Origin of the sequence: Amycolatopsis acidiphila, assembly GCF_021391495.1 — a bacterium.
In the GTDB taxonomy this organism is placed as follows: Bacteria; Actinomycetota; Actinomycetes; order Mycobacteriales; family Pseudonocardiaceae; genus Amycolatopsis_E; species Amycolatopsis_E acidiphila.
The window spans coordinates 4,795,842-4,818,290 of sequence record NZ_CP090063.1 but is presented as its reverse complement, the minus strand read 5'-3'; the positions used below and the strand labels follow the sequence as shown (position 1 = coordinate 4,818,290).

Genomic DNA, 22,449 nt, shown 5'->3' with positions numbered 1-22,449 from the left:
CCCTGGCCGGCGTGACTGCCGGCCGGGGGCCCACTTTTCGTTGTGTGCCCGGTGACCCTCCCGGCCTTCGGTAGTGGAAATTACCATGTGCTGTCTCTTGCCATAGAAACTACGAAGGCGAACTGCTGCCCGGCAGCTCCACCACGGTCCGGAGGCCATTGATGTCCATTGTGGACAATGTGTGCACCACCGACTACCACACCGCGGGCGAGCCGTTCCGCATCGTCACCGCCGGGGTGCTCGTCGTTCCCGGCGCCAGCGTCCTCGAACGGCGTGCCGCGGCACAGTCCTCGGCCGAGATCGACGCCGTGCGGCAGCTGCTGGTGCGGGAGCCGCGCGGCCATGCCGCCATGTACGGCTGCTTCCTCGTCCCGCCCGACGACGACGGCGCTCATTCCGGCGTCCTCTTCTGGCACAAGGACGGCTACTCCACCGCGTGCGGGCACGGCACGATCGCGCTCGGCGCCTGGGCGGTCGACACCGGCCGGGTGCCCGCGGCGCCGGACGGGACCACCGACGTGGGTGCTGGACGTCCCGTCCGGCCGGGTCACCGCCGTGGTGACCCGGGAGCGCGGTGTGGTGACCCGGGTGACCTTCCGCAACGTCGACTCCTACGTGCTGGGCCGGGACGTCGAGGTGGCGACCGAACGCGGCGTGGTGCACGCCGACGTCAGCTACGGCGGCGCGATCTACGCCTCGGTGCCCGCGCCCGCGGTGGGCCTGAGCGTGCGTCCCGAGCACTACGCGGAGCTGCTCGCGATCAGCCGCGAGATCAAGTGGGCGGTCAACGACACGAACTGGGCGCGCCATCCCGAGGACAGCCGGCTCGGCGGCGTCTACGCGACGATGCTCTACGACGACCTGGGGCAGACCCGCGACGGCCCGCACCAGCGCAACGTGACCGTGTTCGCCGACGGGCAGGTGGGCCGCTCGCCGTGCGGCTCGGGCACCTCCGCGCGGATGGCGCTGCTGGCCGCCGACGGCAGGCTGGAGCCTGGGCAGGCGTTCACCCACGAGTCGAGCCTTGACCGGCACGACCAAGTGGGAACGGGGTTCATGCTGTGAAGAGGACGCTGGCGATCATCGGTGGCGGCAACATGGGCGAGGCGCTGCTGGCCGGCCTGCTCGCGGGGGAGCGGCCGGGGCTCACCCCCGGGGAGGTCGTCGTGGTCGAGCAGACCCCGGCGCGGGCCGCCCACCTCACCGAGAAGTACGGGGTCGCGGTGACCGGCCTCGCCCCGCGGTGCGGGAGGCCGCGACGGTGCTGATCGCCGTCAAGCCCTCGCCCGGCTCGCGGACGACGTGACCGACCGGCACCTGATCGTGTCGGCGCCGTCACCACCGAGCGGATCGAGAACGCCCTGGCGACGAAGCCCGCCGTGGTGCGGTGCATGCCCGACACGCCGGTCGCGGTGGGCAAGGGCGTCATCGGGATCAGCGCCGGCACTCATGCCGGCGCCGGCGACCTCGACCGGGTCCAGGCGCTGCTCGAGCCGGTCGGCCGGGTGATCCCGGTCCCCGAAGGCCAGCTGGACGCCGTCACCGCGCTGTCCGGCAGCGGCCCGGCGTACTGCTACCACCTGGTCGAAGCCCTGATCGACGCCGGGGTGCTGCTCGGCCTGCGGCGACCGCTGGCGGAGGAGCTGGTCGTCGCGACGGCCGAGGGCGCCGCGGCGATGTTGCGGGAACCGGGCAGGACCCCGTCGGGCTGCGCGCGGCGGTGAGCAGCCCGGGTGGGATGACCATCGCCGCGATCCGCGAGTTCGAGGACCGCGCGGTCCGCGGGCGGTCATGGCCGGGGCCGTGGCGGCCCGGGACCTGTAGTCCGAAGTGGACAACTCAGTAGCGGACGTGGCTCTGCAGCAGGGGCGGGTAGACGTCGGAGTGTTCGCCGTCGACGGTGGTGCCCGCGAACTGCAGCATCGCGCGCAGGGCGCCGTGCATCGGCGCGGGATAGCGGAGCACCGGCGCGGAAACCTCGTCCAGCGTGCGCAGCTGTGCGGGCGCGAGGGTCACCTCCAGTGCGGCGAGGTTGCTCTCCAGGTGCTCCACCCGGCGGGCGCCGACGATCGGCACGACGGTTCCTTCGCGGGCACGCAACCACGCCAGCGACACCGCCGCCGAGGTGGTGCCCAGCTCGTCGGCGATCGCGGCGACGGCGTCGATCACCCGGAACTCCTCCTCACTCGGGCCGCCGACGTACGCGGCGCGGGCGGAGTCGGTGACCTCGGCGTCGCGCCGGTACTTGCCGGACAGGAAGCCGTTCTTCAGCGGGCTCCCCGGGACCAGCGCCATGCCCTGGTCGAGCGCGAGCGGGGCGAGCTCGCCCTCCACGGTGCGGGCCAGCAGCGAGTACTCGACCTGCAGCGCGATCAGCGGTGTCCAGCCCCTCAGCAGGGCCGTCGTCTGCGCCTGCGCGGTCACCCAGCCCGGCGTGTTGGAGAACCCGAGGTAGCGGATCTTGCCCGCCCGCACCAGGTCGTCGAGGGCGCGCACGGTCTCCTCGACCGGGGTGTGGCGGTCCCAGTTGTGCAGCCAGTACAGGTCCAGGTAGTCGGTCCGCAGCCGGCGCAGGGTCTCCTCCAGCTGGGCGATGATCGCGCCGCGGCCCGCGCCGCCGCTGTTGGGGTCGCCGGGGAAGAGGTTGCCGAAGAACTTCGACGCCAGCACCACGTGCGCGCGCCGGCCGGGCCGGGCGGCGAAGAAGTCGCCGAGGATCTTCTCCGAATGGCCGTTGGTGTAGAAGTTCGCGGTGTCGACGAAGTTCCCGCCCCGGTCGAGTAGGTCGCGAGGATCTTCTCCGACTCCTCGACGCTGCACCCGGCGCCGCCGGGATCCTCGCCGAAGGTCATCGCGCCGAGGGCGAACGGGCTGACCCGCAGTCCGCCGCGGCCGAGCGTGACGTAGTGATCGAGCGGCATGAGACTTCCTTCTGGGGCTTCGGAATTGGTCCTCACATCGTCACGCGGATAACGTGCGCGCGGTAGGCCGATCCGCTCGGCCTCTTGCCTGATCCTCTCGGCTTCGCCCCGATCGGGCTCGTGCGATGGCGCCACGCGTGCTTGCGTGGGGTGTGCGCACCAGCCCCGACCTCCTGGCCGAGATCCGCGACCTCGTCGCCACGCACGCCCGGCCCGATCTGCGGACCCCGATCGACGGGTTGCTGCTGTCGGCCATCGCGACCGCGGAGCCGGACCATTCGCTGACCGAGCCGCTGCTGGTCGTGCTGGCACAGGGCGGTAAACGGTTGCTGCTCGGCGAGGAGGTGTTCACCTACCGGGCGGGGCAGTGTCTCGTGGTCACCGCCGACCTGCCCGTCACCGGCCACTTCCTAGGCGCCACCCCGCGGACCCCGGCGCTGGGCGTGGGGCTGGTGCTGCGCCCGGCCGTCATCGCCCCGCTGCTGCTGGCGGCCCCGGCCGAACCACGCTCCCGCAGCACGACGGCGATCGCGACCGGCGAGGCCGGGCCGGAGCTGCTCGACGCCGTGGCCCGGCTGCTGCGGCTGCTCGACCATCCCGCGGACGCGCCCGTGCTCGCCCCGCTCGTCGAGCGGGAGATCCTGTGGTGGCTGCTCACCGGCCCGCACGGCGGGATGATCCGCCAGATCGGCCTCGCCGACAGCGGGCTTTCCCAGGTGAGCCGGGCGATCCGGTGGATAAGGGACAACTACGCCGAGCCGGTGCGGATCGCCGAGCTGGCCCGGCTGGCAGCGATGAGCCCGTCGGCGTTCCACCGGCACTTCCGCGCGGTGACGGTGATGAGCCCGCTGCAGTTCCAGAAGCGCATCCGGCTGCAGGAGGCGCGCTCGCTGCTGGTGGCCCGGCCGGGCGGCGTCGCCGGGGTCGGGCATCTCGTCGGCTACGACAGCCCGACGCAGTTCAGCCGCGAGTACCGCAGGCTCTTCGGCGCGCCACCGGGCCAGGACGCCGCACGGCTGCGCGCGGGCACCGCTCCCCAGGGCGTCCGGCAGCTGCCGTGACGGGATGTAGCCGTCTGGCCGCCCGCGGGGAAGTTCTCGGCTCGCTTGCGATCTGGCGTCGCGTGCTTGATTGGCCTTCGTGCCGTCTTCCGTGCTGCATCCGCCTCCCGCTCGCATCCGGCGCCGCGACATCGCGGTCATGGAACAGACGACAGCCGACGAGCTGCCCCGGATCCAAGCCCTCTGGCCGTCATTCGAGCGGCTGGTCGGGCTGCGCGGCCACAGGATGTTCGCCCGGATCGACGAGGGTGCGGGAACGTACACCGTCTGCACGCCGATCAAGGACGGGGACAACCCGGCCGGGATCGGCCTGGCGGTGGGGACGCTGCCCGGCGGGTGGTACCTGCGAGGCAGCCTGGTGGGTGAGCCGGGCGAGATCTACCCCCGGATCGGCGCCGGGATGAGCGAGCTCCGGCGGGCCGTGACGCCGGATCCGGGACGGCCGCTCGTCGAGTTCTACCGCCGGGCGCGACCAGGTCGAGTTGTGGGTACCGATCCCGCCGTAGTGGGGCCTCCTGCTCACCGCCCGGCTACCGGACCGGCTCCGGCCAGTCCGGGGAACGGCCCAGCAGCACGAGGATCTGGTCGAGCAGGCCACCGTCCCGTTCGGACAGTGCCGGCGCGAACGCCGCGCCCGGGCGGGTGCGAGCGGCGCCGCCGGGGACGAAGCGGGCGATGCCGAGCGCCGGTTCGAGCACCTCGTTGTCGAACGACACCGAGGTGCCCACCGCACGGGCCAGGTCCCAGCTGTGCACCACATAGTCGATGAAGTGGAACCCGATCGCCTGCTCGGCGGGAAAGGGTGCCGGACCGATTTCCGGTAGGGAGAACGGGCGGTCCGCACCGGCGAAAGCCTGGAGCACCTCGGCCGAGGCCGACAGGTAGTCGGCGACCGGATCCGCCGCGGCCCGCGGCTCCCAGCGAGCCTGCTCGCCGCGTGCCGCCGCCGCGAACCCGTGATGCTGGACGCTCATGTGCGCCAGCAGGTCGGTGACCGACCAACCCGCGCACGGCGTCGGCCGGGCCAGATCCGCGGGGCGGACCCGGGAGGCCACCGACACACTCGTCAGCACGACGGCGCGGTTCAGTTCGGTGATGTGCATAAGCAGATAGTATGCACGTGCTTATAGTTTCGGCAACTGTCATCGCGACGTACCGTGGTGCGCCGCCGTCACGAGTCGAACCTGGAGATCGGGTGAACAAGCATCCTCGACGCGGCTGCTCGCCCGGGCGGCGACCAGACGCCCGGACTGTGAAAAGCCCTGCACCGCTACGTGGTGGCCAGCAGGAAGTCCTCGCCGCTCGACGGGCGGAGCCCGTCGGGACGGCCGGCGAAGTAGCGCTCGGCCAACGTGGCTCCCGGCACGTGCCGGGCGTTGGAGAAACCGCTTTCGCGGGCCAGGGTCAGCATCTCCTGCGGGGTGTAGAAGCTGATGAACGGCGTGCCCGAAGCCTTCGCACCCTGTGCGCTCTGCCGGAGCCCGGCGCGGTCGGCATCGTCGAGAAGATCGGTGGGCAGCATGAAGGTCATGGCCAGCGTGGAGCCTGCGGCGAGCCCGGCGATCCGGCGCAGCGTGGCCGCTGTGGCGTCCTTCGTGAGGTACAGGCTGACACCGGTCGAGACGACGACCGCGGGCAGGCCGGGGTCGAAGCCGGCGGCGATCAGCTCGTCCGGCCAGGACTCGCCCGCCTCGAAGTCGACCGGCACCAGCCGCAGCCGGTCGGGGATGGCGTAACCGAGTTCGAGCAGCCGCCGGCGCTTCCAGTCGACGGTGGCGGGCTGGTCGATCTCGAACACCCGGAGCCGGGTGGCGACCTCCGGATTGCGCTGGGCGAAGGTGTCCAGGCCGGCCCCGAGGATGACGTACTGGCCGACGCCGAGTGCGGCCTGCTCGGTGACCAGGTCCTCGATGAACCGCGCACGGGCGACGACGGCCGCCCGGAAACCCTTGGTGGCAGCCGGATCCATGTCCGGTCGCCGCCGCCAGCCCTCGGCGGGGGCGACGAGCCGCCTGCCGATCTCGTCTTCGAGCACGTGCGGCGGCGCGTCCACGTCGAGGTGCATCGCCCGCCAGAGGGCGACGCGCACGGCCGTGCCGTCGGGCGGCTCTCCTTGTCCGTCAACCACGGCGGCCGCTCAGCTCCCGGCCGGGGCCTGCAGGCTCCAGAGCCGGCCGTCGGAGTCGCGAACGGTCATTTCCCTGGCGCCCCAATGGGTTTCCGTGAACGGGGTGACCACCTCGACGGCCGGGTCGGGGCGGAACGCGTCGGCATCGGGCACCTTCAGGGCGATCCGGGTCCGGGGCTCGCGGTCCTCGGGCACCTCGGCGATGAACACGTACGGGCCGTCCCCGTTGCGCAGCTGCCCGGAGCTGTGGTCGGTCTCGAACTCCAGCTTGAAACCCAGGGCCTGGAAGAACTTCGCGGCCTTGCCCCAGTTGTGCGTTTCGAGGAACACGGCCTCGATCCCGTCAGTGGTCATCTCAGGTGTCCTTCCCGAGTGGTTGCTGTCGTTGGCCGGCGGTGGTGTCGAGGTAGGTGCGCAGCGCGTCCGCGACCAGCGCCGAGAGGGACGAGCCCGACTCGATGGCGTGGTGCTTGACCTGCTTGATCAACCCGATCGGCAGGTACACGTTGAACTGCTTGACGTCCTCATCGCCCACTCTAGGAGGCTAGCATCCTAGAAAGCTTGCTCGCTAGACCCGCGGACGTCCCGTGCCGGGCTCAGGGCCGTGGCGCCGCCCGCCGGACGGCGTGGTCGAGGTTTCCGCCCGCGTCGCGCAGGTTGGCCGCCGTGGCGAGGAACACCGCCCGCAGTGCCGCGGCGGCCGGGGTGGGCCGGTGGTGCTGGACGGTGGCGAGCAGGATGCGGCGGGCCGGGGCGGACGGGCCCAGTGCCACCGTCGTGACGTCGTCGCGCAGCCCGGTCAGCGCCAGCCGCGGGGCCAGCGCGATGCCGATCCCGACCGCGGCCATCGCCTGCGCCTCCTGGTAGTCGTGCGCGCGGTAGGCGATCGACGGTTCGAAGCCGGCCGCGTGACAACTGCGCGTCAGCACCTCGGCGACGGGATGGTCGTCGCGCACGATCCACTGCTCCCCGGCCAGCTCGGCGAAGGTGGTGGACTTCCGGCCGGCCAGCCGGTGGGCCGTGGACACGATCAGCGTCGTCGGATCGTCGAGCAGATAAGTGATGTCGAGGCCCGGGTCGGCCAGGCGGCGCCATTCGTAGTCCCACAGCAGCGACAGCTCGACCTCGTGGCTGTCGAGCAGTTCGACCAGTCCCGCGTTGCGCGAGCTGCGCACGATCAGCTCCACCCCGGGGTGCCGGGCGCGGAACTCGCGCACCACCAGCGGCAGGAAGGACGCGGCGACGGTGGGGAACGTGCCGATCCGCAACGTGCCCTCGCGCAGGCCCGCCAGGTCGTCCAGCTCCGTGCGCGCCGCCCGCAGCTCGCGGTCGATGCGCTCGGCGTGCACGAGTACCGCACGCCCCGCGTCGGTCAGCGTGATGCCGCGCGCGCGCCGGTCCAGCAACGGCTGGCCCGCCTCCGCCTCGAGCCTGCTGATCTGCTGCGACACGGCCGACGGCGTGTAGTTCAGCGCCGCCGCCGCACCCGTGATGGATCCCTGCCGCGCGACCTGCGCGAGCAGCAGCATCCGCCGGACGTCGAAGGTCATCGCACAAGCCTTAACTTCAGCTAAAGGGGCATGAACGTATTCGAGATTGTACTCAACGCTGCTGTGCCGCATCGTCGGTGCATGCGATACCTGCGTGGCACCTGGATGCGAGGCGGCACCAGCAAATGCTGGTTGTTCGACGCGGCGGCCGTGGCGGCGGCGGGTGGCGACGCGGACACGTTGCTGGCGGCGGCGTTCGGCTCCGGCGACCCGCGCCAGCTCGACGGCGTCGGCGGGGCGACCTCGACGACGTCGAAGGCGGCGATCGTGCGCCGGTCCGACCTGCCCGGGATCGACGTCGACTACGAGTTCGCCCAGGTCGGCATCGGGGCGCGCCGCGTCGAATGGGGCAGCAACTGCGGCAACTGCGCCACCGCGATCGGTCTCTACGCCCTGTTGACGGGCCTGGTCCCGGTGCGCGCCGGGCACACCACGGTCCGCCTTCGCAACATCAACACCGGCACCCTGCTCTCGGCCACCGTCGACACCGGCGACGGCGCGGTGCCGGAGTCCGGCGAGGTCTTCGTTCCCGGCGCTGCGGTCGGCGGGGTGGGCATCGAGCTGACGTTCCTCGACCCGGCGGGCGCCGCGACGGGATCGTTGCTGCCGACCGGAAACCCGGTCGACGCCCTGCCGGTGGCGGCCACCCTGGTCGACGCGGGCGCGCCCGCGGCGCTGATCGACGCGGCCGCGTTCGGCCTGACCGGCGGGGAGCCCGTCGACGGGCTTGCCCCGGTGGTGCCCGAGCTCATCCGGCTGCGCCGGGAGGCCGCGCTGCGGATGGGGCTCGCCACGGCGGGGAGCCCCGTGGACCACGCCATCCCCAAGACCGGCATCGTCGCGCCGCCCGTCGACTACCTCGCGGCGGACGGCACGCCGGTCGCCGCCGGGGACTACGACCTCGCGGTCCGGATGTTGTCGATGCTCGCGCCGCACCCGGCGGTCGGGCTGACCTCCGCGGTGGCCATCGCCGCGGCGACCTGCGTCGCGGATGGCGTGGTCGCCCGGGCGATGGGCCACCGGTCGCCCGCCGTGCTGCGCCTGGGCACGCCGGCGGGGGTCGTCACCGTCGGCGTCGAGCGCGACGCCGGCGGCGCGCTGCGCGCCGTGCGCATGCAACGAGCCGCGCGGCGGATCGCGGTCGCGGAGATCTCCGTGCCCGAACCGGCGCTGGTGCCGTTGCCCGCCTGAAAACCGAGTGTGAGGAACGAGATGAGCGAGAGTTGGGACGTCGTCGTGGTGGGCGGCGGGAACGCCGGGTTCTGCGCCGCCCAGTCGGCGCGCGAGCACGGTGCGCGGGTGCTGCTGCTGGAGAAGGCGCCCCGCGAGTGGGCGGGCGGCAACAGCTACTTCACCGCGGGCGCGATGCGCACCGTCCACAACGGACTGGACGACGTGGCCGGGATCATCGAACCGCCCGCCACCGACCGGATCGACCTCGACCCCTATCCGGAGAGCGAGTTCCTCGGCGATCTGCGCCGGGTCACCGAGGGGCGCTGCGACCCGCGCCTGGCGGAGATCCTGGTGGGCGAGTCCCGTGCGACCATGGGCTGGCTGCACGAGCTGGGCCTGCGCTTCGAGCTGATGTTCCACCGGCAGGCCTACGAGGTGGACGGCCGGTTCCGGTTCTGGGGCGGCCTCGCCGTCGGCGCCGTCGGCGGCGGCAAGGGCATGATCGCCGACCACCTGCGCGCGGCGGCGGAGCGCGATGTCGTCGTGCGCTTCGACGCCCACGTGACGGGGCTGCTCACCGGAGATGCCGGTGACGTGCGCGGCGTCCGCCTCGCCGGTGGCGAGCGGATCGAGGCACGCAGCGTCGTGCTCGCCAGCGGCGGTTTCGAGGCCAACCCGGCGATGCGCTCGGCCTACCTCGGTCCCGGCTGGGATCTGGCGCTCGTGCGCGGCACGCCCTACAACACCGGCGACGGGATCACCATGGCACTGGCCGCGGGCGCCCAGCCGTTCGGCAACTTCAGCGGCTGCCACTCCGTCGCGTGGGACGCCGGCGCGGGCACCATCGGCGACCGCGACCTGACCAACCAGCTCACCCGGGGCGGCTACCCGTTCGGCATCATCGTCAACGCCGAGGGAAAGCGGTTCGTCGACGAGGGCGCGGACTTCCGCAACTACACCTACGCCAAGTACGGCGCGCGGATCCTCCGCGAACCCGGCGGGCGCGCCGTCCAGGTCTTCGACGCGAAGGCCATGGACCTGCTGCGGCCGGAGGAGTACCAGGCGCCCGGCGTGACCAAGGTCGAGTCGGACACCCTCGACGGGCTGGCCAAGGAGCTCGGCATCGACCAGGGCGGCCTCGTCCGCACCGTCGAGGAGTTCAACCGGGCCGTGACCGGCGAGCGGTTCAACCCCACCGTCAAGGACGGCAAGCACACCGAGGGCATCAGCCCGGCGAAGTCGAACTGGGCACAGCCGCTGGACACGCCACCGTATGTCGCGTTCCCGGTCACCTGCGGCATCACCTTCACCTTCGGCGGCCTGCGCATCGACGAGGGCGGCGCGGTCCTGGACACCGCGGGGCGGACCGTCCCGGGCCTGTTCGCGGCCGGCGAGCTCGTCGGCGGGCTGTTCTTCTTCAACTACCCGGGCGGCTCCGGGCTCACCGCGGGCTCGGTCTTCGGCCGGCGTGCCGGCCGCAGCGCCGCGGCCTGACCGAAGTTCCCACCCGTCAAGGAGGACGGAGCTCATGACCTCAGCCCAGCTGGCCGCGCGCCTGGACCGGCTGCCGATCGGCCGCTTCCACCGGCGAGTGCTCTACGCGCTCGCGGTGGCGTTCGTCTTCGAGTTCGGCGACCTCAACACCTTCGCCTACGCCGCACCGGCGCTGAAGGAGCAGTTGCACGTGTCCGTCGACGACATCGCGTACGTGACGTCCGCGTCGTTCCTCGGCATGTTCCTCGGCGCGGTGCTCGGCGGCAGACTCGCCGACCGGCTCGGACGGCGGCGCGCCCTGCTGATCTCGGTGACCGCCTTCTCCGCCTTCTCGCTGCTGAACGCCGTCGTGTCCACGGTGCCCGCACTGGCGGCCGCTCGCCTGCTGACCGGCGTGGGGCTGGCCGCGATGACGGTCGCGGCCACGACCTACATCTCCGAGACCATGCCGGCGGCGCACCGCGGGCGGATGCAGGCCGGGGTGATGGCCATCGGCCTGCTGGGCATCCCGGTCATGTCGTTCACCGCGCGGGGCGTGATCCCGGTCGGCGAGGGCGCGTGGCGGCTGGTGTTCGTGTTCGGCGGCCTCGGCCTGCTCGCGCTGCCCCTCATCGCGCGCCTGCCGGAAAGCCCGCGATGGCTGCTGCGCCACGGGAAGACGGCACGCGCGGACGAAGTGGTCCAGACGATCGAGCGGGAGCACGGCACGCTCCCGGACCCCGTGCTGCGCGACGATCCCGAGCCGGCCAAGGTGCCCTACCGGGCCCTGCTCTCCGGCCGCCTCGGGCGCCGGACGCTGATGCTTGCTGTTGCGTGGGTGTTCCAGACACTGGGGTTCTACGGGTTCGTCTCCTGGGTGCCGACCCTGCTCGCCGAGCACGGCTTCAACCTCGTGCACAGCCTGACCTTCTCGGCGCTGACGACACTGGGCGCGGTGCCGGGCGCGCTGTTGGCCTGGACGATCTCCGACCGCTTCGGCCGCAAGCTGCCGATCGTGCTCGTGTCGGTCGCCGTCGCGGTCTGCGGGATCGCCTACGGGCTCACCTTCAACGTGATCGCGATCGTCGCGTTCGGCTTCTGCGTCAACGCGCTCATCCAGACCTTCGCCGCCCTGCTCTACGCCTACACCCCGGAGCTGTACCCGACCGAGCTGCGCAACTCCGGCAACGGCCTGGTCTACGGCCTCGGCAGGCTGAGCAACATCGTCGGGCCGCTGATCGTGGCGGCGATCTTCGGCGCGTTCGGCTACCTGCCCGTGTTCGTCTACATCGGAGCGTGCTGGCTGGTGGTCGCCGTGACCGTCGGGTTCTTCGGCCCCCGTACCGGGATGCGCAACCTGGAGAACCTCACCAGCCCGCACGAGGAAGCGGGTCAGCCTGCCGTGAGCTCCCGGCGGGCCGGGGCGTCGGACGTCTCGTAGAGGTCCCGCTGGAAGCGTTCCTTGATGGTCGCTAGGGCGACGAAGGTCAGGGCGGCGCAGGCGATGATGTAGAGCGACACCGACCAGGAGGAGCCGGTGGCGGCGAGTAGTGCGGTCATGATGAATGGTGCGAGGCCGCCGGCGAAGACGGCGGCGCGTCCGGGTCGACCGTGAACCCGTTGTCCATGCCCGTCTTCCCCTCACCAGCGGATGCTCTCGTGCTCGATGCACCGGCCGGGCAGCGGAACGTCGAGGGCGACCGCGTCGGCGCCGAGCGCGCTCGTCGGCAGCGCTCAGCTGAACGGTCCGCGTTCACCGTTCTCGGCCGGGCCGAGGCCGGTGCGCTCCCGGATGATCGATTCGACGGCGGCCGGGTCGTCCGGGGTCACGAACGGGCGCAGCCGCCGCCCGAGGTCGAGGGTCAACGCGGTCGCCTTGCGAGGCCGGCCCGGGAGTCATCAGCTCTGCCTCCCGAACCATCGGCGTCGCTCCAGGCCGACGATACGCCGGGTGTCGCTGAGTCTGAAGTGGACGAACGAGGGGGATCGGGCCGGGCGGAACCGACCTCCACGCCGACACCTCCGCGGAGAACTCGTGGTAGAGCCCGAACGCGGGCCCCGATGAGTTTCCGGCACCGCCGCGGTCTGTCCGGTCATGACTGAAACGACTCCCGCCGAGACGACGAACCTCGACCGCTACGGCTCACCCGAACTGGACTGGCACCGCGCCCGTTCCGCACTGGCGGCGGACCCGACGGCCGAGGTCACGTACTTCCTCGGCACCTGCCGGCCGGACGGCACGCCCCACGCCGCCGGGGTCGGCGCGCAGTGGCTGGACGGCGACCTGTACTTCACCAGCAACCCGCGGGCCCGGAAGGCACGAGACCTCGCGTCGAACCCGGTGTGCACGATCTCGGTGCGGATGCCGGGCATCGACCTGGTGCTCGACGGGTCGGCCCAGCGGGTGACCGATCCCGACGTGCTCGAACGAGCCGCGGCCGGGTACCGCGCGGGCGGCTGGCCCGCCGAGGTCCAGGGGGACGCGCTGACCGCGCCCTTCAGCGCGCCGAGCGCCGGCCCGCCGCCCTGGCACCTCTACCGCTTCGTGTTCCACACCGTGGTGGGCGTCGCGACCAGCGAGCCGTCGGGGGCGACCCGCTGGCGTTTCGAACGCTGAGGCGGCCTTCGGGCATCATGGGCCATGCCGGGCCGGATGTTCGAGTGGGCGGCGAGGAGCGCGGTGCGGGACGCGCGGGAAAAAGCGCTTTCCGGCAGGCACGACAAGGCCGTGCACAACCTCGAACGGCTCCGCCTCATGCGACAGCGGTCCCAGGGGGCCGAGCACGGGGACACCCTGCGCGTCGCGACCGAACTGGGCGCGATGCTCGCCGCGGCCGGGCGGCCCGGCGAGGCGGTGGCTGTGCTGGCCGATGTGGTGTCGCGCCTGCGTATGCGGCGACGGCGACGCGCAGCTCGTCGACGCGGCTGCCGCGTTACGGCACTGCTATCCGCTCGCCGGCATCTACACCTCGGCGGTCGGACCGCCGGCGGGCCTGATCGAGGCGACCCGGCACCGGCCGCGCGACGACGAGCACCGCGAACAACGGATCTGGACCGCGCATCACCTGGCCGTCGCCCATCGCGACACCGCCGACCTGTTGCGGGCGCTGGTGGTCCTGCAGGACGAGGGCGCGCTCAGCGGGCCGCGGCCTCCGCCGCGGTGTCCGGGATCGAGAAGGCCGCACTGGCCGCCTTCCGGCGGATGAAGGACTACGTCCGGGACCCCCGGCCGCCGTTGGCCGCCGGCGACGGCGGGGCCGTCTCGTTCCTGCCCTGGTCCGTCGAGCATGGTGCTGACGCGTTGTGGCGTGGCGGGACGTCCTGGCGTGGTATGGAACGTACGCCGCGATCGACGCGCCGGCCGCGCCGGCGGTCCGCTTCGCCTACGCGAACCAGTTGGGCGTTCAGGGACGCGGCGAGAAAGCGCTTACCGAGTACGAGACGATGCTCCGGCTGCGGCGGAAGTCCTTGCCGGAACGCCATCCCGACACCTTGACCGCGGCCGCGAGGGTGGCCGAAGCGTACTTCTACGAGGGCCGGTACGCCGACGCCGCCGAACTCGCGGAGCCGGTCGTCCGGGTGTGGCGGCAGAGCCGAGGACCGCCACGACACCCTGAATCTGGGGCGTGTGCTGGCGTTGTCGTTGGTCGCCCAGGGGCGAGAGGAGGCGGCCGAGCCGCTCGTGGACCGGGTGCGGGCGCACGGGTACGTCGTCGAATGGAAGCCCTGACCGGCAGGCCCTGATCCGGATCGGCAGGGTCTTTCTGACGATATTGGTTTATTCGGACAAAACGCCTCGGCTGTTCGGGGTAATTCGAGTCGTCCTGGGCCGATGCCGGGAACCGCGTGGTTGGCTCCTTCCATCCGAGGGGGCATGCGTGGAAAGGGGACGGTGGGGCGATGAGCGATCCGTTGTCGGCGGCCGGCGGAGACGCGACCGCGCGGGTGGACGGCTGGGTGGCCCAGGCCAAGGCGAAGGCGCAGCGCTACCAGGCGATGCAGGCCGCCGTCGGGCAGGTGTCGGTCACCGAGTCCTCCCGCGACGGCCTGGTCACGGTGACCGTCGACTCGGCGGGCAACATCACCGCTTTGCGCATCACCGACCAGGTCCGCGAGCTGTCCGGCGCGCAGGTCGCCACCGCGGTGCTGGACATCGTGCGGCGCGCGCAGTCGCGGCTTCCCGAACGGCTCGGCGAGGTCATGGCCGCCACCATCGGCGACGACAAGCAGACGATGGACACGATCGTCGGCAACTACCGGGCGAAGTTCCCGGAACCGGAACCTGAAGAGCCGCCGCAGCCCGCGCCGGATCACGTCCGGCGGATCGGCGCCGAAGAGGAACCGCCCGCGCCGCCACCGGCCCGGCCGAAACCGAAACCGAGGCCACGGCCGGGCGACGGCGAACCCGACGACGACTTCGGGCAGTCGTTCATGGTCCGCGAGTGACGCGCGGGAACACGGTGGGGGAGCACGATGACAGCTGACGGTTCCGGCGGGTACGAGGTCCGCACCGAGGACCTCACCACGCATGCGAAGGCCGTGGACCAGGTTTCGGCCACCCTCGCCGACGCGCTGTCCGCGGCGGAACAGGTGACGGTGGGAGTCCAGGCCTACGGTCTCATCTGCGGGCCGTTGTTCGTACCGATGGTGCTCGCCGTCAGCGCGCCGGGACTGGTGACGCTCGGGCTGGCGAAGCAGGCGATGGGTTCGGTCTCCAAAGCGGTGACCAACGCCGCCAAGGCGTACGACACCGTCGACCAGGCGCACGCGAAGGCCTTGACCGACCTGGGCAAGGAACTGCGATGAGCAACCCGCTGGTGGCCCAGAAACAGGACTCGACCACCTGGCACAGCGGCATCAACGTGCTCGACGACGCGGCCGGGGTCTACGACGGGGTCTCCTCCGGGAGCTGGGTCGAGGGCGGGATCGCCGCGCTCGGCACTGGTCTGGACCTGCTGACCATGGCGATGAACCCGGTCGGCACGCTGATCTCCTACGGGCTGAACTGGCTGATCGAGCACGTCAAGCCGTTGCAGGACGCGCTGAACCAGCTGGCGGGCGACGCCGACCAGATCGCCGCCTACGCCCGGACGTGGCAGAACGTCGGCGCGGCCGTGCAGAAGGCGGCGAAGGATCTCGCCACCACGGTGGAGAAGGACACCGCGAACTGGCGGGGCGACGCCGCCGACGCCTACCGCGCGAACATCAAGAACAAGATCGACCACATCAACGCGGCGTCCACCTGCGCCAACACGATCGGCACGGTCGTGCAGATCGTCGGCGTCATCACCGGCGCGGTGCGCGGCCTCGTCCGCGACATGGTCACGCAGGCCATCGGCGACTTCGTCCAGGACGCCCTGGAAGAGGTCTGCTCGCTGGGGCTCGGCACGCCGGTGGTCGTGGCCCAGGTCGTCGAGCAGGTGTCCGCGTGGATGGAGAAGATCGGCGCGGTGATCAAGAAGCTCATCAACTCGGTCGAGAAGCTGCGGCCGATGATGAGCAAGCTGGAGGAGATCTTCGCCGCGATCAAGAAGGTCATGTCGGAGCTGCACGGCCGCCCCGGCGAGGCGGAACCGCACGTCGGCGGCGACGGCGCCACCCACGCCTCCTCGGCCGGCGACGCCCCGCCCACCGGGCACGAGCCGCCGGGCACGGGCACCCACGAGGCCAGTGCCCCGCCCGGCGACGGCGCCGGCGGGCTGCCGGGGGACGGCCCGGGTTCGCCCGGCGGCGACGGCACGCGCCCGTCCTCGAGCGACACCCCGAACGGCGGCCAGCGTTCGGAGGGGAACGGCGGCTGCGACGGCAAGGGCGGCGACCCGGTCGACGTGGTGTCCGGCCAGATGATCACCTCGAAGACCGACGTCGACCTGCCCGGGCTGCTGCCGCTGGTCATCCGGCGCGCCTACGCCTCGGGTTTCGGCGACGGCAGGCTGTTCGGGCCGGGCTGGTCGTCCACATTGGACCAGCGGCTGGAGACCACGGACGACGGGCTGCGCTTCGTGGGCGACGACGCGCAGGTCCTGCACTACCCGCATCCCGCGCTCGACGGTGCGCCCGTGCTGCCGCGGTTCGGCGCGCGCTGGCCGTTGAGCTGGGACGAGAGCACGGCGGGCTACCGCATCGAGGACCCCGACACCGGCTGGACGAGGTTCTTCGGCCTCGCCGCGGCCGACGGCACGCATCCGGTCACCGCGCAGACCGACCGGGACGGCCACCGGATCAGCTACCTGCGCGACGAGGCGGGCCTGCCGCTCGCGGTCCGGCACTCCGGCGGGTACCACGTCGCCATCGAGACCGTGCCCGGCCCGGCCGGCGTCCGGGTCGGCGGCCTGAGCCTGCTCGACCACACGAACCAGGGCCGGCCGGTCGCGATCGTGTCCTACCGCTACGACAACCGGGGCCGGCTGACCGGGATCGTCAACTCCAGCGGGATCCCGTTCAGCTACGAGCACGACGAGCAGGACCGGATCACCGGCTGGACCGACCGGAACGGCTTCCGGTACCGGTACTTCTACCGCGCGGACGGCCGGGTCGAGCGCGGCGAAGGCCTGGGCGGCTTCCTGAACGCCACGTTCGACTACGACCTGGACAACCGCGTCTCGACCGTGACCAACAGCCTCGGCCACGCCACCCGGTACCACTTCGACGAGCACAACCACCTGAGCGCGGTGGCCGACCCGCTCGGCAACACCGAGCACCTCGAGTTCGACCGCTACCATCGGCTGCTCTCGCACACCGACCCGCTCGGCAACACCACCCGCTACGTGCGCAACGAGCAGGGCGAGCCGGTGCGGATCGAATATCCGGACGGTTCGCGGGTCGAGGTCGACTACGACGAGCGCTGGCAGTTGCCGACCACCGTTTCCCGCCCCGGCGGTGCCGTCTGGCGGCACACCTACTCCGACACCGGCAACCTGCTGACGACCACCGATCCCATGGGAGCCGTCGTCACGTGCACCCACGACGAGCGGGGGCACCTGGCGGCCTCCACCGAGCCGGACGGGCTGGCGTGGCGGTTCGGCAGCGACGGTGCGGGCAGGCCGTTGTCGATCACGAGCCCGACCGGCACCACCACCCGCTACGAGATGGACGGCTTCGGGCGGGTGCGCGCGGCTGTGGCCCCGCAGGATCAGGTCACCCGCTACGGGTGGACCGTCGAGGGCAAGCTCGCCTGGCAGACCGGCCCCCGCGGCGAGCGCGAGGAGCTGTTCTACGACCCGGAGGGCAACCTGGTGCGCCGGCGCAACGCCGCCGGTGGCTCGACCACGTTCGAGGTGGGCCCGTTCAACCTGCCGGTGGCGCGGACCGGCCCGGACGGCACGCGCTACACCTTCGCCTACGACACCGAGCTCCGGCTGGTCAAGGTCACCAATCCCGCCGGACTGACCTGGGACTACGAGTACGACGCCGCCGGGAACCTGGTCGGCGAGAGCGACTTCACCGGGCGGCGGATCGACTACCACTGCGATGCGGCCGGCCAGGTCGCGCGGGTCGAGCGGCCGGGGAGCGTGGTCGACCTCGTCCGGGACGTGCGCGGGCGGGTCGTCGCCCAGCGGGTCGGCGACGAGCAGACGATCCAGTTCGAGTACGACCCGGCCGGCAGGCTGCGGCGGGCGGTCAACCCGGTCGCCGAGCTGGGCTACGAGCGGGACCTGCTCGGCAGGCCGCTCACCGAGTCGGTCAACGGGCGCGCGATCAGCAGCGAGTACGACCTGGCGGGCCGGCGTGTCCGCAGGACGACCGCGGCGGGGATCGAGACCGTCTGGCAGTACACGCCGCAGCGCCGCGAAGCCGCCCTCGCCGGCACCGCCGGCGGGCTGTCGTTCGAGTACGACGCGAGGGGCCGGGAGGTCACCAGGAACCTCGGCTCCGGCGCGGCCCTGACCCAGGAGTACGACGATTCCGGCCTGCTCACCGCGCAACACCTCTGGGCGCGCACGGGCACCGGGTACGAGGCGGTCCAGAACCGCGCGTACCGCTACCGCGCCGACGGCGTGGTGACCGCCGTGGACGACCGGCTGCGCGGGAGCCGGGCCTACCAGCTGACCGCGGCCGGACGGGTCACCGCCGTGACCGCGGCGACCTGGAGCGAGCGCTACACCTACGACCTGCTGGGCAACCTGTCCTCGGCGCAACCGGGCGAGCCGGCCGACACCGGCGGGCCTCGCGTGCTGGAGGGGTTCCTGCTGCGCTCCGCGGGGCGCAGCTCCTACCAGTACGACGAAGCGGGGCGGCTGGTCCGGGAGATCCGCCGCACCCTGTCCGGCCGACAACTGGTCTGGACCTATCGGTGGAACGGGCTGGACCAGCTCGTCGCGGCGACCACGCCGGACGGTCAGGTGTGGCACTACGCCTACGACCCGCTGGGGCGGCGGATCGCGAAGCGGCGCGTCGGCGAGGACGGCGCGGTGCTCGACGAGACGACGTTCAGCTGGGACGGCGCCAACCTCGCCGAGGAACTGCGGCACAGCGAAGCGCGCGTGACCGCGACGACCTGGGACCACCTGAGCGGCACGGGGGAGCCCGTGGCGCAGACGTCGCGGTCCTGGCTCGCCGATGCCCCGGGCGAGATCATCGACAGCAGGTTCTACGCGATCGTCTCCGACCTGGTGGGCACGCCGATGGAGCTGGTCGGCCCGGACGGCCGGGTCGCCTGGTACCAGACGACCGGTCTGTGGGGCAACCAGCTCGCGGTCTCGTCGCAGGACGGCGCCGACTGCCCGTTGCGGTTCCCCGGGCAGTACCACGACCGGGAAACCGGGCTGTACTACAACCACCACCGCTTCTACGACCCGCGGACCGCGCGCTACCTCAGCCCGGACCCGCTCGGGCTGACCCCGGCGCCCAACCACTACGCCTACGTGGCCAACCCGCTGATCGTGTGCGACCCGCTGGGACTCGCCGGGCACCGGGCGCCCAACGGCCAGTACGCGACCGACCCGCTGAACCCGCCGACCGGGCACAACCGCAGTACCGAATACCCGCACGGGTACAGCGACACCGCGCATGACGAGATGGCGACGAAATGGACGGTGGAAGGCCGGACGCAGGGCGGGGTGCCGGTGGACTCCAGTGGTGTGAAGATCCCGCGCGACCAGCTCACCTGGGTGGACGCACAAGGTAACGTCGTCCCCTTCGACGAGCTGAGCTACGACCACAATCCGCCCGTCGTCGAACATTGGGTCAACGAGGGATACGACCAGACCAGGGCGCAACGCGAGTCTTGGTACAATAACACCGACGACATGGAAGCGATGACGCGCAGCGAGAATTCGAGCAAAGGTGCGAAACTCAAGGCCCGGTACAGCGACAAGGCACCGGGTCCGAATTACTCGTGCAGTTGACATCTGGGAGTGGGAAAGTGGACCTGGGCTCGATCTTCGCCGGCATGTCCAACGCGGGCCCGCTGGACGGGCTGTCCGATGCCTGGCACTGGGCGATGGCCCCGGGGTTCGACTTCGCGGCCGCGCTGAGCGAGGACCGGGAGCACGCGTTTCAGTGCTATGCACTAGATTCCTACGACGAAGAGCTCGCCGTCGCGATCATGTCGTTCGCGCGTGCGCACGCCGGTGAGCTCATCGCCCCGCCGGAGCGGCCGCTGGTGCTCGTCGAGGGGTTCGGTCACGAGCCGTACCGGTTCGACGTGTTCGTGGCGGTCGGGCCGACGGTGCACAAATACCACGCCAAGGAGAATCCGGAGGCGCACCAGCGCACCAGGGCCGTTTTCCCGGCGTTCCGGTGTGAATTCGCCGGTGACGAGAACCAGGAAGAAACGGAATACCGGTATTCGCGCGCGGCGGGTGTGCCGGTGACGAGGCTGAATCGCGAGCCGTGGCCTTACGCGAAAATGCGGTACCGGGCGCCGACGGGCCGGGTGGAGCCGGAGCGGGGTTTCGTCACCGTGCCCACGCTCGTGCAGCAGGTGCGGGACCTCGAAGGCGGGGCCCCGGAACGCTTCGTCGAATTCGAGAACTACCGGCACGAAATCCGCCGCGCCCAATGGGACGAGGCCTGGCTGATCGGCGGCGAGGGCGAGGACTCGCAGCGGTTCGACGCCGAGGAGCTGCTGGAGTACCTGAAGGCTTTCCTGTACGGCCCGAACCTCGACGCCGGCACCTCGGAGTTCGACAAGTAGGTTCGGCCGGTCGAAGCCGGCGGGGACGAGCGCGATCGGCACCTCCCGGGAGATCACGGCTTCCGTGCCGCCGGTCTCTTCGAGACGGTGGTGCGCTTCGGCGGCCAGATCCGGCTCGACTCGGCCTTCTCTCCACCACCCCGAGCGCCGACCCGACGGACGTTCCGCTCAGGTCTCCGCGGCGGCGGGTGCCGGCAGGCAGGCGCCCAGCAGCGGGGTCAGCCGCGTCGCCATGAGTTCGTAGCCGTCGGCGGTCGGGTGGAGGCCGTCGGCCAGCGCGGCTTCCTCGCCGGGGCCGAGCACTGTCCGGCCGTCGATCAGGTGCAGGTTGTCGTATCCGCTGTCCCGCAACGCTTCCACCGCCTCGACGAGCAGCGCCCGCAGGTCCGCGACCGTCAGGCCGACCGCGTTGAGCTCGCTCTCCCCACCCGGGTAAGTGATCGGCGTCTGCGCCACCAGTGGCACGCCCGGATGCCCGTCGAGCACGGTCTGGATGAAGCCGGTCACCGCGGGCCCGAAGGACCGCGCCGAGAAAGTCGCCCTGCGGTAGCTGTTCGCCCCGAGGCGCAGGCTGATCAGCTCGGCCGAGCTGTCGCGGATGAACCGCGCCGCCACCGGATCGAGCTGGCATTGCCCGGCGAACCCGAGGCAGCGCAGGTCCCAGCCGTTCGCCGCGGCGACGAGCGCGGGCCAGGTGCGGCTGGGCCCGTGCGCGCCCGTGCACTGCGTGATCGAGCTGCCGTAGGCGATCCACCGCGGCTGCGGCGCTCCTGGCCCGAGCTGAGTGGCGCCGAAGAGCCGGACCGGGCCCAGACGCGGGAAACCCAGCTGGGGCAACCAGATCCGGACCCGTTTGCGTTCCCGCCGCAGGCCTTCGACGACGAGTGTTCAGGCCACACAGTGTCGTCCCGAGTTCACGCAGGCCACGAGCGCGGCCATCACCGAGCCCGGCATGACGTTCACGTAGTCGGCGTGGTCGGCGACCGGCGAGCCCAGCTCTTCGGGAAAGGTGCCGATGGCGTGATCCGCCCCGGGCGGGACCCCGTAAGCCAGTTCGAGTGCAGTCGGGGCACCGGAAACGTCCCGATCGGGCAGGCCCCCGCGGCACCGGGGAAGACCAGTTGCGAGCGGTGGTCTGCGCTGTCGGTCGTGCGCCCGTTCCAGCAGCTGGGGAAGTCGAACAACCGCAGCACCCGCTCGCCGGCGGCGCAGCGCGGGTACTGGCGCGCGACGCGTCCCGGGGCGCCTGAACAACCCCACTGCACGTGCTCGGTCCGCTTGCCGCCACTGGAGAAGTCGTGTGCGTTGCCGGTGCTCGCCGGGAGGAACTCGGGCATCGGGACGACGTCACCGGCGGGGCTGCCCTGGTACTCGATGGACACGGCGCCGGGGACCAGGATCCGGTCCGTCGCGGGCAGCCGCAGGACGGGCCAGTAGTAGCTGGAGCGATCGCCGTCCGGGCAGGTGGTGGCCGCGGCCGCCAGCGAGGCGTCGGTGGAGAAGGCGTTGGTGGAGAGGTTGCCGACGTAGTCGTGCACGTGGTGCGCGCCGCCGGACCGACCGGGGCTCGCGACGAGGTTGTCCGCGTTGTGCATGCCCCCGGTGTTGCGGCCGCAGTCGATGCGCCACGAGCCGGCAGGCGGCATCGCCGCCGCCGGCGAAAGGTCCTCTTCGGCGACGAAATCGGCGACGCCGTGCTCACCGGGCGCGGCCGGGGTGAGCAGCCGGTATCCGGCGACGGACATCAGAACCGCGGCCAGCAGCACGACCACGGTGGCGACGATCCAGCTCGTCGTCCTGTTCACGATGCGCACTGTATTGGGCGGCGCCCCGCGATGTGGTGCTTGGCTGAACTCGCACCTGGTCCCGAAGCGCGGGGTCCTGCGGCTCAACCATCCTTCAGGGTGCGCGCTGCGGCTCGTGCGCGAGACCCTGGAGCTCTCGACGGATGCGCAACAGCTCGTCGTCCTCCTCCCCGCGGACGAGCCGACCGCGCACGCCGTCG

The 22,449-nt window shown here is 71.7% G+C and carries 23 protein-coding genes and 3 pseudogenes; 16 read left to right on the top strand and 10 right to left on the bottom strand.

The genetic code is table 11. From position 1 onward, the window contains the following. Positions 1–161 precede the first annotated feature (161 nt). The 4 genes and pseudogenes from LWP59_RS41150 to LWP59_RS23525 form a co-directional block, all read left to right on the top strand. Positions 162–449 (top strand): annotated as a pseudogene (locus LWP59_RS41150) (proline racemase family protein); the annotation flags it as partial. 73 nt (positions 450–522) lie between these two features. Next, positions 523–1,065 (top strand): proline racemase family protein, encoded by a 543-nt coding sequence (locus tag LWP59_RS40425; RefSeq protein ID WP_222425505.1) that lies wholly within the window; start codon positions 523–525, stop codon positions 1,063–1,065. After that, positions 1,062–1,268: a pyrroline-5-carboxylate reductase family protein gene (locus LWP59_RS23530; RefSeq protein WP_144637472.1), complete on the top strand. Its 207-nt coding sequence runs from the start codon at positions 1,062–1,064 to the stop codon at positions 1,266–1,268. Before LWP59_RS40425 ends, LWP59_RS23530 begins: the two co-directional genes overlap by 4 nt. Before the next feature lie 123 nt (positions 1,269–1,391). Further along, entirely contained in the window at positions 1,392–1,724 is a 333-nt protein-coding gene (locus tag LWP59_RS23525; protein ID WP_144637470.1) for a pyrroline-5-carboxylate reductase family protein, read from the top strand. Between the two features lie 115 nt (positions 1,725–1,839). Here LWP59_RS23525 and LWP59_RS23520 read toward each other — a convergent pair whose 3' ends face one another. Further along, positions 1,840–2,820 carry an aldo/keto reductase gene (locus tag LWP59_RS23520; RefSeq protein WP_229857180.1) on the bottom strand — a complete coding sequence of 327 codons (981 nt, stop codon included), beginning with the start codon at positions 2,818–2,820 and terminating at the stop codon, positions 1,840–1,842. Positions 2,821–3,058: 238 nt separating this feature from the next. Here LWP59_RS23520 and LWP59_RS23515 point away from each other — a divergent pair, with 238 nt between their 5' ends. Beyond that, positions 3,059–3,982 carry an AraC family transcriptional regulator gene (locus LWP59_RS23515; RefSeq protein ID WP_229857182.1) on the top strand — a complete coding sequence of 308 codons (924 nt, stop codon included), beginning with the start codon at positions 3,059–3,061 and terminating at the stop codon, positions 3,980–3,982. Positions 3,983–4,512: 530 nt separating this feature from the next. Here LWP59_RS23515 and LWP59_RS23510 read toward each other — a convergent pair. The 5 genes from LWP59_RS23510 to LWP59_RS23490 form a co-directional block, all read right to left on the bottom strand. Then, positions 4,513–5,085, bottom strand: coding sequence for a TIGR03086 family metal-binding protein (locus LWP59_RS23510; protein WP_144637466.1), 573 nt, complete (start codon positions 5,083–5,085; stop codon positions 4,513–4,515). A gap of 167 nt (positions 5,086–5,252) precedes the next feature. After that, entirely contained in the window at positions 5,253–6,110 is an 858-nt protein-coding gene (locus LWP59_RS23505; RefSeq protein ID WP_144637464.1) for a class I SAM-dependent methyltransferase, read from the bottom strand. Positions 6,111–6,119: 9 nt separating this feature from the next. Further along, positions 6,120–6,464 carry a VOC family protein gene (locus LWP59_RS23500; protein ID WP_144637462.1) on the bottom strand — a complete coding sequence of 115 codons (345 nt, stop codon included), beginning with the start codon at positions 6,462–6,464 and terminating at the stop codon, positions 6,120–6,122. A gap of 1 nt (position 6,465) precedes the next feature. Next, positions 6,466–6,645 carry a ribbon-helix-helix domain-containing protein gene (locus LWP59_RS23495; RefSeq protein WP_144637460.1) on the bottom strand — a complete coding sequence of 60 codons (180 nt, stop codon included), beginning with the start codon at positions 6,643–6,645 and terminating at the stop codon, positions 6,466–6,468. 61 nt (positions 6,646–6,706) lie between these two features. Next, positions 6,707–7,660, bottom strand: coding sequence for a LysR family transcriptional regulator (locus LWP59_RS23490; protein WP_144637458.1), 954 nt, complete (start codon positions 7,658–7,660; stop codon positions 6,707–6,709). An 81-nt stretch (positions 7,661–7,741) separates the two neighbouring features. Here LWP59_RS23490 and LWP59_RS23485 point away from each other — a divergent pair, with 81 nt between their 5' ends. From LWP59_RS23485 to LWP59_RS23475, 3 genes are read left to right on the top strand one after another with little or no spacing between them, the layout of a single operon-like run. Then, positions 7,742–8,851 carry a PrpF domain-containing protein gene (locus LWP59_RS23485; RefSeq protein ID WP_144637456.1) on the top strand — a complete coding sequence of 370 codons (1,110 nt, stop codon included), beginning with the start codon at positions 7,742–7,744 and terminating at the stop codon, positions 8,849–8,851. A gap of 21 nt (positions 8,852–8,872) precedes the next feature. Further along, a complete protein-coding gene (tcuA, locus tag LWP59_RS23480) occupies positions 8,873–10,327 on the top strand; it encodes an FAD-dependent tricarballylate dehydrogenase TcuA (RefSeq protein WP_144637454.1) in 1,455 nt (484 codons plus the stop codon). A gap of 34 nt (positions 10,328–10,361) precedes the next feature. Then, on the top strand, positions 10,362–11,747 hold the full coding sequence (locus tag LWP59_RS23475) for an MFS transporter (RefSeq protein WP_144637452.1): 1,386 nt from the start codon (positions 10,362–10,364) through the stop codon (positions 11,745–11,747). Here the strand turns inward: LWP59_RS23475 and LWP59_RS23470 are convergent. After that, entirely contained in the window at positions 11,699–11,866 is a 168-nt protein-coding gene (locus tag LWP59_RS23470) for a hypothetical protein (protein ID WP_186383198.1), read from the bottom strand. The two genes, LWP59_RS23475 and LWP59_RS23470, sit on opposite strands and share 49 nt — an antisense overlap. 174 nt (positions 11,867–12,040) lie before the next feature. Next, positions 12,041–12,172 carry a hypothetical protein gene (locus tag LWP59_RS40420; protein ID WP_267903756.1) on the bottom strand — a complete coding sequence of 44 codons (132 nt, stop codon included), beginning with the start codon at positions 12,170–12,172 and terminating at the stop codon, positions 12,041–12,043. Between the two features lie 229 nt (positions 12,173–12,401). On the opposite strand from LWP59_RS40420, the gene LWP59_RS23465 reads away from it, so the two are divergent. The 8 genes and pseudogenes from LWP59_RS23465 to LWP59_RS23440 all read left to right on the top strand — a co-directional run bounded on the left by LWP59_RS23465 (position 12,402) and on the right by LWP59_RS23440 (position 20,444). After that, positions 12,402–12,923, top strand: coding sequence for a pyridoxamine 5'-phosphate oxidase family protein (locus tag LWP59_RS23465; RefSeq protein ID WP_144637450.1), 522 nt, complete (start codon positions 12,402–12,404; stop codon positions 12,921–12,923). Positions 12,924–12,947: 24 nt separating this feature from the next. Then, positions 12,948–13,130: pseudogene (locus tag LWP59_RS41145) on the top strand (hypothetical protein); the annotation flags it as partial. Between the two features lie 46 nt (positions 13,131–13,176). Continuing rightward, positions 13,177–13,512: a hypothetical protein gene (locus LWP59_RS23460; RefSeq protein ID WP_229857184.1), complete on the top strand. Its 336-nt coding sequence runs from the start codon at positions 13,177–13,179 to the stop codon at positions 13,510–13,512. 97 nt (positions 13,513–13,609) lie between these two features. After that, positions 13,610–13,912, top strand: a pseudogene (locus tag LWP59_RS41140) (tetratricopeptide repeat protein); the annotation flags it as partial. 294 nt (positions 13,913–14,206) lie between these two features. Beyond that, positions 14,207–14,752, top strand: a complete 546-nt coding sequence (locus LWP59_RS23455) for a YbaB/EbfC family nucleoid-associated protein (protein WP_144637445.1) — start codon at positions 14,207–14,209, stop codon at positions 14,750–14,752. 27 nt (positions 14,753–14,779) lie between these two features. Beyond that, on the top strand, positions 14,780–15,112 hold the full coding sequence (locus LWP59_RS23450; RefSeq protein ID WP_144637443.1) for a type VII secretion target: 333 nt from the start codon (positions 14,780–14,782) through the stop codon (positions 15,110–15,112). Beyond that, positions 15,109–19,653, top strand: a complete 4,545-nt coding sequence (locus tag LWP59_RS23445; RefSeq protein WP_144637441.1) for an RHS repeat-associated core domain-containing protein — start codon at positions 15,109–15,111, stop codon at positions 19,651–19,653. Before LWP59_RS23450 ends, LWP59_RS23445 begins: the two co-directional genes overlap by 4 nt. 17 nt (positions 19,654–19,670) lie before the next feature. Next, positions 19,671–20,444, top strand: a complete 774-nt coding sequence (locus LWP59_RS23440; protein WP_144637439.1) for a hypothetical protein — start codon at positions 19,671–19,673, stop codon at positions 20,442–20,444. A 168-nt stretch (positions 20,445–20,612) separates the two neighbouring features. Here the strand turns inward: LWP59_RS23440 and LWP59_RS23435 are convergent, their stop codons facing one another. Together LWP59_RS23435 and LWP59_RS23430 are read right to left on the bottom strand one after the other, a co-directional pair. Next, positions 20,613–21,281, bottom strand: coding sequence for a GDSL-type esterase/lipase family protein (locus LWP59_RS23435; RefSeq protein WP_222425504.1), 669 nt, complete (start codon positions 21,279–21,281; stop codon positions 20,613–20,615). 122 nt (positions 21,282–21,403) lie between these two features. Beyond that, positions 21,404–22,249 carry a DUF1996 domain-containing protein gene (locus tag LWP59_RS23430; protein ID WP_144637435.1) on the bottom strand — a complete coding sequence of 282 codons (846 nt, stop codon included), beginning with the start codon at positions 22,247–22,249 and terminating at the stop codon, positions 21,404–21,406. Positions 22,250–22,449: the final 200 nt, after the last annotated feature.